The organism is Hymenobacter jeollabukensis, assembly GCF_005771675.1.
GTDB classification, from domain to species: domain Bacteria; phylum Bacteroidota; class Bacteroidia; order Cytophagales; family Hymenobacteraceae; genus Solirubrum; species Solirubrum jeollabukense.
In genome coordinates, this window is sequence record NZ_VAJM01000002.1 from 297,310 (window position 1) to 309,709 (window position 12,400).

The following is a 12,400-nucleotide window of genomic DNA, read 5'->3' on the forward strand; positions in this document are numbered from 1 at the left end:
GCCTCGTAGTCATCATTTACAGCCTCGGCGTCACTCCCCACCGCCTCGCAGCGTGTCGCCACCGTCTCTGCGGAGGGCCTCCGGCTCGCGCCATTTGGCCGGAAACCCCAACTTTTCGCTTACCTAACGACTGTAAGCCTCGTACACCCTGGTAGTCGGGGAATCCTACTACCTTTGGCGCGCTATTTCTGCCCGCAGGCCCGCTGCTCGGTTGGTCTGGGGCGGCGCTGTTTCTGCATTCCCCCTCATTTCCCAACCCCTTTTACCCGACCAACAGCATGGCCTCTAACACGGTTTACAAGGAGCCGGCCCCCAAGGTGGACCGCGAGAATCCGCTCGAATCGATGATGTCGCGCTTCAACGTCGCCGCCGACATCCTCGGCCTCGACGACGCGACCTACAACGTGCTCAAAGCGGCCGACAAGCAGGTTATCGTGCACATCCCGGTGACCATGGACAACGGCCAGGTGCGCGTGTTCGAGGGCTACCGCGTGGTGCACAACACCGTGCTCGGCCCCTCGAAAGGCGGCATCCGCTACGATAAAAACGTGCACCTCGACGAGGTGAAGGCCCTCGCCGCCTGGATGACCTGGAAGTGCGCCGTGGTCGACCTGCCCTACGGCGGGGCCAAAGGCGGCATCATCTGCGACCCCACGACCATGTCGGCCGGCGAGATTGAGCGCCTGACCCGCGCCTACACCCTGGCCCTGAAAGACGTCTTCGGCCCCGACCGCGACATTCCGGCCCCCGACATGGGCACCGGCCCCCGCGAAATGGCCTGGCTGATGGACGAATTCAGCAAGACCGTGGGCGCCACCACCCCGGCCGTCGTGACCGGCAAGCCCCTGGTAATGGGCGGCTCGCTGGGCCGCACCGAGGCCACCGGCCGCGGCGTGATGGTATCGGCCCTGGCCGCCATGAAGAAGCTGGGCATGGACCCCGCCACCTCGTCGGCTGCCGTGCAGGGCTTCGGCAACGTGGGCTCCTGGGCCGCCAAGCTGCTCTGCGAGCAGGGCGTGAAAATCAAGGCCGTCAGCGACGTGTCGGGTGCCTACTGGAACGAGAACGGCATTAACATCGACGAAGCCATTGCCTACAAGAACGCCCACAAGGGCCGCCTCGACGGCTACACCGGCGCCGTGCTGATGGACAACGCCGACGACCTGCTCACCCTGCCCGTCGACGTGCTGGTGCCCGCCGCCGTGGAGGACGTCATCACCGAGCACAACGCGCACAACATCAAGGCCAAGCTCATCGTGGAAGGCGCCAACGGCCCGACCTCCGCGTCGGCCGACCCCATCATCAACGAGAAGGGCATCATGGTGGTGCCCGACATCCTGGCCAACTCCGGCGGCGTGACGGTGTCCTACTTCGAATGGGTGCAGAACCGCCAGGGCTTCAAGTGGACCGAGGAAATGGTGACCGAGCGCGCCGACCGCATCATGTCCGATGCCTTCGAGAAAGTGTACGCCACCAGCCAGAAATACAACATTCCGATGCGCATCGCCGCCTACGTGGTAGCCATCGACAAAGTCGCCCAGACCTACAAGTTCCGCGGCAGCTTCTAACCCGCTGACCAGCGCCCGTTTCGCTACCCGCCCCGATTTTATCGGCCGTGGTAGCGAAATTCGCCGGCTCAGACGTACTATTGCGTATAGCCCGGGCCGCAAGGTCCGGGCTATATTTGTACCCCGAATTCCGCCTCCCGCTCACCCCTAACGCCCCGCTGCTCGCTGTTGCCTGGCCCGCCGGCTGAATCCTAAACCGGTGAAATCAAGTACATCAGCGTTAACCTGCGCTTTATGAAGATCCACAAAGAAGGTCGCCGCATCCTGTTCTTCACCCTGCTGGCGCTGCTGGCCATCAACCTGCTCCTTTACCAATTTAATGAGCAGGGCGTGGGCTTCAACCGCGTATTCTCGGGCGTGTCGGTGGTGGCGTTCCTGCTGCTGCTGCAGTTTTTCCGCAGCCCCTACCGCAACCTGCTCACCCACGAGGACATCGTCATCGCGCCCGCCGACGGCAAGGTGGTGGTCATCGAGGACGTGCACGAGCCGGAGTTTTTCGACGGCGTGCGCAAGCAGATCAGCATCTTCATGTCGCCCATCAACGTGCACATCACCCGCAACCCGGTGTCGGGCACGGTGAAATACTTCAAGTACCACCCCGGCAAGTACCTGGTGGCCTGGCACCCCAAGAGCAGCACCAAGAATGAGCGCACCACGGTGGTGGTGGAAACCGAAGCCGGCCCGCAGGTGCTGTTCCGGCAGATTGCCGGCGCCATGGCCCGCCGCATCGTGTGGTACGTCAACGAGGGCGACGAAGTAAGCCAGGGCGAGGAGTTCGGCTTCATCAAGTTCGGCTCCCGCGTCGATGTGTTTGTGCCCGTCGATACCGACGTGAAAGTGCAGATCGGCGAGAAAGTAAAGGGCGGCCAGACCGTCATTGCCCAGCTGAAAACCCCGCCGCCCACGCTGTTCTAAACCGTTGTGGCGCGCAACGTTAACGGCCCGGCAGCTCCCCAGTTGCCGGGCCTTTTTTATGCCTATGCTACCCGATTTCATCCGCGCGAAATTCACCGCCGTGCTAGCTGGCTACCTGCCCCTAGCCGAATTCGAGCAGTGGCTATACGCCACGCCCGAGCTGGAAACTGCCCTGCCGCCCGACGACTACCTGGAGCTGATCAGCCTGAATTACAAGGGCCGGGATGCCACGCAGGAAGTCGAAATCCTGTTGAGCCGGCACATCGACTGGAGTGATTTGCGGCGCGACGAGCTGTTGTGTACGCTCCGCAGCATCACCCTGCACTCTGCCCCCGATACCTTGTTTGCCGCATTCGTAAGTTGCTACGACTGGTACTGCCGGGGCTGCCTTTTCCTGGAAGTTTTAGGCCTGGACTTCGGACTACGGGTCGATGATGAATATGGCTGGGGCGGGTCAATGGGTAAGTGGCAGAACTTGACTGAGGCCGCCAAGCAGCAATACTTAAGTTCCTACTTTCCGGCCGCTCAGTACGAAGCTGAGCAAGTCATCGGCTGGCTGACAGCCGGACTCATCCGATTCGACAACGAACCATACCCGTCCGGGGAAGACCGCGTCGGTTATACGGACCTGCGGCCCGACACTCCGTAAAAGCTGTTCGAATCCGCTTTTACCCCGTAATAATGTGCGGCACGAACTCCGAGAGGTTGGTGATGATGCCCTCGGCGCGGCGGAAACTGATGGCGCAGGCCTCGCCGGCCCAGAAGACGCCGGCCTGGTAGCGGCGGCCCTGCGCGTCGACGGGGAAGTCAATCCACTGCTGGCGCACCTGGGGCTGCTCGGCGAAGTCGCCGGCTTCGGCGTGCTTTTCCAGGCCGTACTCCATTTCGGTTAGGTTCTGGCCCTCGCGGCCAAACAGCGGCTTGCGCACGTAGTGGCCCACGAGGTCGTCTAGGCGGGCTTCCACCAGCAGCGGGTGGTGCGGAAACACCTCCCACAGCCGCGCCAGCATGGCCTTGCTCTGGAACAGCAGCGCGTAGGGCGGATTGGCAATCATCACGTCGCGGCTGAGCAGCAGCTGGGTCAGGTCGTCGGTCAGCTCGGGCTCTTCCTCGGCCAATAGCTCCCAGGGCACCAACTTGAACACGAAGTCGAAGCGCTGCCACTGGCCGGGGCGCACCTCAGCCCAGGCGCCGCGGTCCTCGCCCAGCACCGACACCTGCATGGCGTCGACCGGGCAGACGTGGGCGGTGCTGAAGCCGGCGCCGCGGGCCGCTTCGGCCAGTACGGTGCAGTTGGCTTCGTCTTCGGCGCTGTCGGGTAGGTGCACGAGTAGCAGGTGCGGGGCCAGGTCCTGATTCAACTCCCGCCACTCGCGCAGCTGCAACTCCAAGCCTTCGAAGAGGCCGTTGGCCTGCTGCTGGTCCTCGGGGCGGCCGGCGGCCATCAGGCTGGCCCACTGCACCACGGCCGTTTCGGGGATGCTGGTGGCCGTGTCGGCGTTGAACTCCACCAGCTTGGGGCCGTCGGCGGTGTGGGCCAAGTCGAAGCGGCCGTAGAGGTGCCAGTGCCGCTCGTCGTGCCAGCTGTGGCGCACGGCCGGCCAAAGGTTCGGCGGGATGCCGAGCTGCTGCAGGAAATGGTCGGGCAGGTCGTCGGGTACGGCCTGCACCAGCATTTCGTAGAGCGTGTCGGCGGCCTGAAGCAGGACCTCGGCCTCGGGCTCCGTCAGCTCCACGGCTTCGGGGGCGAGGTAGGCGGCGCAGGCATCTTCCACGGCCCAGTCCCAGCCCAGGCGGCGGATAGCCGGTTCGATGTCACCCGAGAGGGGGAGTAAGCGGATCATTCGGTCAATTAAAAATTGAGAATGAAAAATTAAACATGGATGCTGAACTGGACACTCAAGAACGTCATCCTGAGCGCAGCGAAGGACCTTGCTCGAACCCTGCACCGCAGAGGCCTACGAAGTGCAGACGCCAATAAGTAGCAGCCGAAAAGCGCAGCCTCCGACTCTCTTATAGCAAAACTTTTGCGGCTTGGACTGCGACGGCGGTGCGGGGTGCGAGGAAGGTCCTTCGCTCTGCTCAGGATGACGTTCTTGAGGCCGCCGACAAACTACCCCCCAAACCCGCGGAAGCCGCCGCGGCTGCCGAAGCCGCTGCTGCGGCTGCCGCGCGGGGCGGAGCTGCGAAAGGTGCTGCGCGAGCTGGTGCGCGAGCTGGTGCGCGTAACCGTGGGGCTGGTGCGGATGCCGGCGTTGGCGGCGGTGCGGCTGCCCGCGAAGCCCCGGCCGTAGAAGCCGCGGCCCTCGTTTTCCCGCTCGCGGTAGATGTTCTGGCGCCAGCCGTTGTTGCGCTGGAAGATGCCGGGGTTGGCGTAGTAGCCGGGGTTGGGCGTTAGCCAGCGCCCGGCCATGTAGCCGATGCTGCTCCACATGAGCACGTCCATCATACCCGAGTGGCCCACGCGGTTTTCGGGGTAGCGGCGGCTGTAGTCCTGCATCTGCTGCTGCAGGGCGCGGCCCTGCAGGGTGTCCACCTTGCCGTCGAAGTGGCGCATGATGGCGGCCACCTGCTCCTTGCCGGCCGGGCGCTCGGCCGTGATTTTCCACTGGCCGGGCTGCACCTCCGTCATTTCGGTGATGACGCCCTGGCTGTACGACTCCCCGCTGGTTTCGCCGCTCCAGTCGCCCTCATCATTGCGGCGGTCGGTATTGCAGGCGGGCAGCGCGGCCAGGCCCAGGCTGGCCGCGGCGGTGAGCAGCAGCAGGTTGCGGCGCCATTCGCCGAGACGGTAGAAAGGACGGTTCATAGCAGTGGGAGCGGACTACGGGTGGCTAAAACAGACGGCAGTGGCCGTAAACGTCCACAAAATCCGTCAAATACGAAACGAAGGGCCGCGCAGCTAAAGCAGCGGCTGCTCAGCACAGCTGCTTCGCGGGCCTAAAACCAGGCGGCCATGCGCTGGCACAGCTGCTCCAAGTACTGCTGGTCCGTCTCGTCGAAGTCGTTGAGTTGGTCGCTGTCCACGTCGAGCACGGCCACCACGGCGCCGTCCTTGAGAATGGGCACCACGATTTCCGATTTCGACAGCGAGCTGCAGGCAATGTGGCCGGGAAACTGCTCCACGTCGGGCACCAGCAGGGTGCGGGCCTCGGCCCAGGCCGCGCCGCACACGCCCTTGCCGCGCCGGATGCGGGTGCAGGCCACCGGCCCCTGAAACGGCCCGAGCACCAGCTCCTCGCCCTTCACCACGTACACGCCCACCCAGAAAAACCCGAAAGCTTCCCGGAGCGCGGCCATGGCGTTGGCCAGGTTGGCCACCTGGTCCGGCTCGCCGGTGGTCAGCGCCTCGATTTGCGGGAGCAGAGTTTGGTATTGCTGGGCTTTGGAAAGCGAGCGGTCAATGAGCAGGTCTTCGGCCATTTGGTGAAATGGTGAGGTGGTGAAATGGTGAGTTGACGTTCGGACAACAAAATTAGAGCGAGATGGTGCGAAAGGTGAAGAAGGGCGCCGCGACGACACTGGCATTCAGTTCGAAAACTCACCACCTCACCACCTCACCACCTCACCGCTCACCCAAACACGAACAGCTCGTCCGGGCCCAGGTCGTGCTGCTCGCGCAGGCCGGTGAGGCTGAGGGGCGGGGCTACCACGCCGCCCGCCCCGATGCGCACCGTGCGGCTGCGCAGCACCCGGATTTCGTCCCAGAGGCCCGCTTCCAGCAGCATGGTGTGCAGCGCCGGCCCGCCCTCCACCAGCACCGACTGCACCCGGCGGGCATTGAGGTCGTCGAGGATGGCGGGCAGCAGGTCCTGCTGGGCTGGCACGGTGACGAAGCTCAGGTTGTCGCGGTCGGGCTGCTCCTTGTTGGTATACACCACCGTGGGCTGCGAGCCATCGAGCAAATGGTGGGTGGTGGGCAGCGTGAGCGTGCGGTCGATGACGAGGCGCAGCGGGTTGGGCCCGGGCCACTCGCGCACGTTCAGCTGGGGGTTGTCGTTGAGGGCCGTGCGGGTGCCCACCATAATGGCCTGCTCCTCGGTGCGCCAGCGGTGCACCAGCATCTTGGCCGCCGGCCCGCTGATTGCCACCGGCTGCCCGCCCGGCCCGGCCACGAACCCGTCGCGCGACTCGGCCCACTTCAGGATGAGGTAGGGGCGGTTGCGCTCCTGCACGGTGAAAAAGCGGCGGTTCAGGCGCCGGCCTTCGTCGGCCAGCAGCCCGGTGCGTACCCGGATGCCCGCCTCGCGCAGCTTGGCGTAGCCCCGGCCGGCCACCAGCGGGTTGGGGTCGTCGTTGCACACCACCACGTCGCGGGCACCGCGGGCAATGAGCAGGTCGGCGCAGGGCGGAGTTTTGCCGAAGTGCGAGCAGGGCTCCAGCGTCACGTACACCCGGCACTGCGCCAGGTCGATGCCCGGCGGCACGTTATTCAGCGCGTTGACTTCGGCATGAGGGCCGCCGTACCGCTCGTGCCAGCCTTCGGCCACCACGCGGCCGTCGGCGTCGGCCACCACGCAGCCAACCATGGGGTTGGGCCGGGCGGTGTGGGCGCCGAGCAGGGCCAGGTCGAGGGCGCGGCGCATCAGCAGCGCATCGTGGGCGGTGAAGTCTTCGGGTTCGGGGGTGAGGTCGGGCATGGCCAAATATAGAGAGGGGCGCACATGCCCGCGTACCTTTGCCCCTCATGACCATCCGCCAGCTCACCGACCAGCTCACCCAGGACCTGCAGGCCGCGTACCCCGCGCCCGAAGCCGCCAGCATGGCCTTCCGGCTCGTGGAGCACCTGCTCGAACTCGATCCGCTGCAGCGCCGCCTGCGCGCCGCCGAGTCCGTGCCCGAAACCGCGCAGCAGCAAGCCGCCGCCTGGCTGCCGCGGCTGCTGCGCCACGAGCCGCTGCAGTACGTGCTGGGCTCGGCGCCGTTTCTGGATATGGACCTGCTGGTGACGCCCGCCACGCTCATTCCGCGCCCCGAAACCGAGGAGCTGGTGCAGCTGATAACCCAGGAGCAGCGCGGCCGCCGCAACCTGCGCATCCTCGACGTGGGCACCGGCTCGGGCTGCATTCCGCTGGCGCTGGCCCGGGCGCTGCCCGTCAGCCAGGTCTGGGGGCTTGATTTCTCCGCCGAGGCCCTGGCCGTGGCCCGGCAAAATGGGCAGCAGTATGCCCCGCAGGTGCAGTGGCTGCAGGCCGATATTCTGATCGATCAGCCGCCGGGCATTGCCGCCGCTTCGCTCGACGTGCTGGTGAGCAACCCGCCCTACGTGCGCGAGTCGGAGCAGGAGCAGATGCGCGCCAACGTGCTCGACTTCGAGCCCCACTCGGCCCTGTTCGTGCCCGATACCGATCCGCTCGTCTTCTACCGCCGCCTGGCCGCGCTGGGAACTGAGCTGCTGGCGCCCGGCGGGGCTATCTATTTCGAAATCAACGAGGCGCTGCCCGCCGAAACCCTGCTGCTGCTCACCGGGCGCGGCTACCGGCAGACCCGCTGGCTGCCCGACCTGAGCGGCCGGCCGCGCATGGTGCGCGCCACCTGGCCCGGGCGTAGTGCTGCGGTGCAAGCCGATGACGTCTAAGTGAAAAGGCCTACCTTTGCCCGCCGAAAAGGTTCGCCCGTTTTCCCCTTCTTATGCCCAAGAAAGCCCCTGAGTACTTTGCGCATCCCACCGCCGTCCTCGACGAGGGGTGCCGCATCGGTGCTGGTACGCGCATCTGGCACTTTTGCCACATCAGCGCCGGGGCCGAAATCGGGGAAGACTGCACGCTCGGCCAGAACGTATTCGTGGCCGATGACGTACGCTTGGGCCGCAACGTGAAAGTGCAGAACAACGTGAGCCTCTACACCGGCGTCGAGTGCGCCGATGACGTGTTCATCGGTCCCTCGGCCGTGTTTACCAACGTCGTCAACCCCCGCGCCGCCGTGGTGCGCCGCCACGAGTACCAGCCTACCCGGCTGGGCCGGGGCGTGAGCATCGGGGCCAACGCCACCATCGTCTGCGGCCTGACCCTGGGCGAGTACGCCTTCGTGGGCGCCGGCGCGGTGGTGACCAAGGACGTGCCGGCCTACGCCCTCGTCTTCGGCAACCCGGCCAAGCGCCGCGGCTGGATGAGCCGCCTCGGCCACACCCTGCAGTTCGACGCCCACGGCTACGCCAGCTGCCCCGAAAGCGGCGAGGTGTACAGCCTCGGGCGCAGCGGCACCCTTACCTGTATTACTCCTGACTCCAACGCGTAACCAAACGCAACCACCAGTGTACGAGCAGTTACTGAACAAAGAGGCCAAGCTGGCCGTCATCGGCCTCGGCTACGTAGGCCTGCCCATTGCCCTCGAGTTTGCCCGCAAAATCAGCGTTATTGGCTTCGACATCAACGCCCAGCGCGTGGAGATGATGCGCAATAACGTGGACCCCAGCGGCGAGCTGGAGGCCGCCGACTTCGAGGGCTGCGACATCACGTTCACCGACTCGCTCGACGTGCTGCGCGAGGCCCGTTTCTTCATCGTGGCCGTGCCCACGCCCATTGACGAGCACGCCATGCCCGACCTGAAGCCGCTCATCGGCGCCTCCACCACGGTGGGCAAGGTGCTGAAGGCCGGCGACTACGTGGTCTACGAATCGACCGTGTACCCGGGCTGCACCGAGGAAGACTGCATTCCGATTCTGGAGCGCGAGTCGGGCCTGAAATTCCCGGCCGACTTCAAAGTAGGCTACTCGCCCGAGCGCATCAACCCCGGTGATAAAGAGCACACGCTGGCCACCATCGTGAAGGTGGTAGCGGGCTGCGACGCCGAGTCGCTCGACGTCATTGCCAAAACCTACGAGCTGGTGGTAACGGCCGGCGTGCACCGCGCCTCGTCGATCAAAGTGGCCGAGGCCGCCAAGATCATCGAAAACACCCAGCGCGACGTCAACATTGCCCTGATGAACGAGCTGTCGATGATTTTCGACCGCATGCGCATCAACACCTACGAGGTGCTGGAAGCCGCCGGTACCAAGTGGAACTTCCTGAAATTCAGCCCCGGCCTGGTGGGCGGCCACTGCATCGGCGTGGACCCGTACTATCTCACCTACAAGGCCAAAGAGCTGGGCTACGACGCGAAGGTTATCCTCTCGGGCCGCACCACCAACGACGGTATGGGCGCCTACATCGCGCGCAAAACCGTGCAGATGATGATCAAGCAGGGCAAGGACGTGTCGAAGTCGAAGGTGCTGGTGATGGGCGCCACGTTCAAGGAAAACGTGGAGGACATCCGCAACTCCAAAGTGGCCGACGTCATCAACGAGCTGAAGAACTTCTCGGTCAACATCGACATCGTGGATCCGCACGCCGACAGCGACGAGCTGCACCACGAGTACGGCTTCCGCCTGACCCCGCAGGAAAACATCGGCTCGGACTACGACGCGGTCATCGTGGCCGTGAGCCACAAGCCCTACACCGAAAAGGATGAGGCCTACTTCAAGTCCATCACCGCCGAGCAGGCCGTGCTGGTCGACATCAAGGGCCTGTTCCGCGAGAAAATCAGCGACGACGCGCTGCACTACTGGAGCCTGTAATCTTTTTTAATGTGCAGAATGTGGGAAGTGTGAATGATGTGTAAAGGCCGTTCCGACGGTCACGCAGCAACTCATTTCTCATATTTCTCACATTCATCACATTACGCACATTAATGAAAAAGATTCTCGTTACGGGTGGGGCGGGCTACATCGGCTCGCACACGGTGGTGGCCCTGCAGGAGGCCGGTTTTCAGCCGGTTATCGTCGACGACTTCTCCAACTCCCGCGAGTCGGTGCTGGAGGGGCTGCGCGCCATCCTGGGCCTCGACGTGCCGGTGCACCGCGTCGACTGCAACGACAAGGCGGCGTTCCGCGGCGTATTTGAGGCGGAAGGCGAAGTGGCCGGCGTGATTCACTTCGCGGCCTTCAAGGCGGTGGGCGAATCGGTGCAGAAGCCGCTGGCCTACTTTCAGAACAACGTCGGCTCGCTGCTGGTGCTGCTGGAGCTGATGCAGGAATTCGGGGTGAAAAACCTGGTGTTTTCGTCGTCGTGCACCGTGTACGGCGTGCCCGATGCGCTGCCGGTGACCGAAGAAACGCCCACCAAGCCCGCCAGCTCGCCCTACGGCCGCACCAAGCAGATGTGCGAAGACATCCTGCGCGACCTGTCGCAGGCGCCGGGCAACGACATCAAGAGCATCCTGCTGCGCTACTTCAACCCCATCGGGGCCCATCCTTCGGGCAAGATCGGAGAGCTGCCGCTGGGCGTACCCAACAACCTGGTGCCCTTCGTGACGCAGACCGCCGCCGGCTGGCGCGAGGAGCTGACCGTGTACGGCACCGACTACGACACCCCCGACGGCTCCTGCGTCCGCGACTACATCTACGTGGGCGACCTAGCCCGCGCGCACGTGGTAGCGGTGCAGCGCCAGCTCGACGGCAAAGCCGCCGACGTGGAAACTTTCAACGTGGGCACCGGCCAGGGCAACACTGTGCTGGAAGTGGTGAAGACCTTCGAGAAAGTGACCGGGCAGCCGCTGCGCTACCGCACCGGTCCGCGCCGCGCCGGCGACGTGCCCGCCATCTACGCCGACGCTACCCGCGCCGCCGAGGTGCTGGGCTTCCGCACCGAAGTTGGCCTGGAAGAAGCCTTGGCCACCGCCTGGCGCTGGCAGCAGAATTTGAAAAATGAGTAAATGAGAAGCGGAGCGAAGGAGCAGCTTCCCCCTGCCTTCGCGCATGTACTCATCTACCCATCTACTCATCTACCCTCATGAAAAAAATCCTTATCACCGGCGGTGCCGGCTTCATCGGGTCGCACGTGGTGCGCCTGTTCGTGACCAAGTACCCCGAGTACCAGATCCTGAACCTGGACGCGCTGACCTACGCGGGCAACCTGGAAAACTTGCGCGACATCGAAGCGGCCCCGAACTACCGCTTCATAAAGGGCGACCTGACCGATCAGGCTTTCGTCGACCAGCTGTTCGCCACCGAGGAGCCCGACGCGGTGATTCACCTCGCGGCCGAGTCGCACGTGGACCGCTCGATTACCGATCCGCTGGCTTTCGTGAAGACCAACGTGCTGGGCACGGTGCACCTGCTGAACGCGGCTCGCAACCTGTGGCAGCCCAAGGGCTACGAGGGCCACGTGTTCTACCACGTGAGCACCGACGAGGTGTACGGCTCCCTGGACATGGGCACCGACATGTTCACCGAAACCACGCCCTACGACCCCCGTTCGCCCTATTCGGCCTCCAAAGCGTCGTCGGACCACTTCGTGCGGGCCTGGTACCACACCTACCACATGCCGGTGAAGGTGTCGAACTGCTCCAACAACTACGGCCCCAACCACTTTCCCGAGAAGCTCATCCCGCTGGCCCTGCACCGCATCCAGAACGGGGAGCCGATTCCGGTGTACGGCAAGGGCGAAAACGTGCGCGACTGGCTGTTCGTGAAAGACCACGCCACGGCCATCGACGCGGTGTTCCACAACGGTAAATTGGGCGAGACATACAACATCGGCGGGGTGAACGAGTGGAAGAACATCGACCTGATTCACCTGCTCTGCGACGTGATGGACGAGAAGACCGGCAAGCCCCAGGGCACCTCGCGCCAGCTCATCAAGTTCGTAACGGACCGCGCCGGCCACGACCTGCGCTACGCCATCGACTCCTCGAAAATCATGAACGAGCTGGGCTGGAAGCCCTCCGTGACCTTCGAGCAGGGCCTGCGCCAGACCGTGGACTGGTACTTCGACAACCAGGAATGGCTGCAGAACGTGACCAGCGGCCACTACCAGGACTACTACCGCCAGCAATATTCAGCGCGCTAAGGCGCGTTGAATATTGCTGGCAATTCTGAATTATGAATTCTGAATTATGAATTGCTCTGAACAATGGTGAGGATCAAGCCATAATTCAGA

The 12,400-nt window shown here is 64.2% G+C and carries 12 protein-coding genes; 8 read left to right on the forward strand and 4 right to left on the reverse strand.

Features of this window, described 5'->3' with window-relative positions; translation table 11 throughout:
- Positions 1-278: 278 nt before the first annotated feature.
- The 3 genes from FDY95_RS05375 (at position 279) to FDY95_RS05385 (ending at position 3,132) form a co-directional block, all read left to right on the forward strand.
- On the forward strand, positions 279-1,568 hold the full coding sequence (locus FDY95_RS05375; RefSeq protein WP_138075694.1) for a Glu/Leu/Phe/Val family dehydrogenase: 1,290 nt from the start codon (positions 279-281) through the stop codon (positions 1,566-1,568).
- A gap of 234 nt (positions 1,569-1,802) precedes the next feature.
- The gene (locus FDY95_RS05380; RefSeq protein WP_111479567.1) at positions 1,803-2,483 is read left to right on the forward strand and encodes a phosphatidylserine decarboxylase family protein; all 681 of its coding nucleotides are present in this window, start codon (positions 1,803-1,805) and stop codon (positions 2,481-2,483) included.
- A 64-nt stretch (positions 2,484-2,547) separates the two neighbouring features.
- Complete coding sequence (locus tag FDY95_RS05385) at positions 2,548-3,132, forward strand: hypothetical protein (protein ID WP_138075695.1); 585 nt, start codon at positions 2,548-2,550, stop codon at positions 3,130-3,132.
- Positions 3,133-3,151: 19 nt separating this feature from the next.
- Here the strand turns inward: FDY95_RS05385 and FDY95_RS05390 are convergent, their stop codons facing one another.
- From FDY95_RS05390 to ribD, 4 genes are all read right to left on the reverse strand, one after another.
- Complete coding sequence (locus FDY95_RS05390) at positions 3,152-4,327, reverse strand: glutathionylspermidine synthase family protein (protein ID WP_138075696.1); 1,176 nt, start codon at positions 4,325-4,327, stop codon at positions 3,152-3,154.
- Between the two features lie 269 nt (positions 4,328-4,596).
- On the reverse strand, positions 4,597-5,292 hold the full coding sequence (locus FDY95_RS05395) for a hypothetical protein (RefSeq protein WP_138075697.1): 696 nt from the start codon (positions 5,290-5,292) through the stop codon (positions 4,597-4,599).
- 131 nt (positions 5,293-5,423) lie between these two features.
- On the reverse strand, positions 5,424-5,906 hold the full coding sequence (locus FDY95_RS05400; RefSeq protein ID WP_138075698.1) for a GAF domain-containing protein: 483 nt from the start codon (positions 5,904-5,906) through the stop codon (positions 5,424-5,426).
- Between the two features lie 149 nt (positions 5,907-6,055).
- Entirely contained in the window at positions 6,056-7,123 is a 1,068-nt protein-coding gene (ribD, locus tag FDY95_RS05405; protein ID WP_138075700.1) for a bifunctional diaminohydroxyphosphoribosylaminopyrimidine deaminase/5-amino-6-(5-phosphoribosylamino)uracil reductase RibD, read from the reverse strand.
- A gap of 47 nt (positions 7,124-7,170) precedes the next feature.
- Between ribD and prmC the strand changes: the two genes are divergently transcribed.
- From prmC to rfbB, 5 genes are all read left to right on the forward strand, one after another.
- The gene (gene prmC, locus FDY95_RS05410) at positions 7,171-8,061 is read left to right on the forward strand and encodes a peptide chain release factor N(5)-glutamine methyltransferase (RefSeq protein WP_138075702.1); all 891 of its coding nucleotides are present in this window, start codon (positions 7,171-7,173) and stop codon (positions 8,059-8,061) included.
- Between the two features lie 53 nt (positions 8,062-8,114).
- Positions 8,115-8,720 (forward strand): acyltransferase, encoded by a 606-nt coding sequence (locus FDY95_RS05415; protein ID WP_138075704.1) that lies wholly within the window; start codon positions 8,115-8,117, stop codon positions 8,718-8,720.
- A 16-nt stretch (positions 8,721-8,736) separates the two neighbouring features.
- Entirely contained in the window at positions 8,737-10,038 is a 1,302-nt protein-coding gene (locus FDY95_RS05420; protein WP_138075706.1) for a nucleotide sugar dehydrogenase, read from the forward strand.
- Positions 10,039-10,151: 113 nt separating this feature from the next.
- On the forward strand, positions 10,152-11,174 hold the full coding sequence (gene galE / locus FDY95_RS05425) for a UDP-glucose 4-epimerase GalE (RefSeq protein WP_138075707.1): 1,023 nt from the start codon (positions 10,152-10,154) through the stop codon (positions 11,172-11,174).
- A 77-nt stretch (positions 11,175-11,251) separates the two neighbouring features.
- Positions 11,252-12,310, forward strand: a complete 1,059-nt coding sequence (gene rfbB, locus FDY95_RS05430; protein ID WP_138075709.1) for a dTDP-glucose 4,6-dehydratase — start codon at positions 11,252-11,254, stop codon at positions 12,308-12,310.
- Positions 12,311-12,400: the final 90 nt, after the last annotated feature.

Bases quoted from the DNA above. Each gene is read 5' to 3' on its own strand.
- FDY95_RS05375 (WP_138075694.1), top strand. From the start codon at position 279: ATGGCCTCTAACACGGTTTACAAGGAGCCGGCCCCCAAGGTGGACCGC.
- FDY95_RS05380 (WP_111479567.1), top strand. From the start codon at position 1,803: ATGAAGATCCACAAAGAAGGTCGCCGCATCCTGTTCTTCACCCTGCTG.
- FDY95_RS05385 (WP_138075695.1), top strand. From the start codon at position 2,548: ATGCTACCCGATTTCATCCGCGCGAAATTCACCGCCGTGCTAGCTGGC.
- FDY95_RS05390 (WP_138075696.1), bottom strand. From the start codon at position 4,327: ATGATCCGCTTACTCCCCCTCTCGGGTGACATCGAACCGGCTATCCGC.
- FDY95_RS05395 (WP_138075697.1), bottom strand. From the start codon at position 5,292: ATGAACCGTCCTTTCTACCGTCTCGGCGAATGGCGCCGCAACCTGCTG.
- FDY95_RS05400 (WP_138075698.1), bottom strand. From the start codon at position 5,906: ATGGCCGAAGACCTGCTCATTGACCGCTCGCTTTCCAAAGCCCAGCAA.
- ribD (WP_138075700.1), bottom strand. From the start codon at position 7,123: ATGCCCGACCTCACCCCCGAACCCGAAGACTTCACCGCCCACGATGCG.
- prmC (WP_138075702.1), top strand. From the start codon at position 7,171: ATGACCATCCGCCAGCTCACCGACCAGCTCACCCAGGACCTGCAGGCC.
- FDY95_RS05415 (WP_138075704.1), top strand. From the start codon at position 8,115: ATGCCCAAGAAAGCCCCTGAGTACTTTGCGCATCCCACCGCCGTCCTC.
- galE (WP_138075707.1), top strand. From the start codon at position 10,152: ATGAAAAAGATTCTCGTTACGGGTGGGGCGGGCTACATCGGCTCGCAC.
- rfbB (WP_138075709.1), top strand. From the start codon at position 11,252: ATGAAAAAAATCCTTATCACCGGCGGTGCCGGCTTCATCGGGTCGCAC.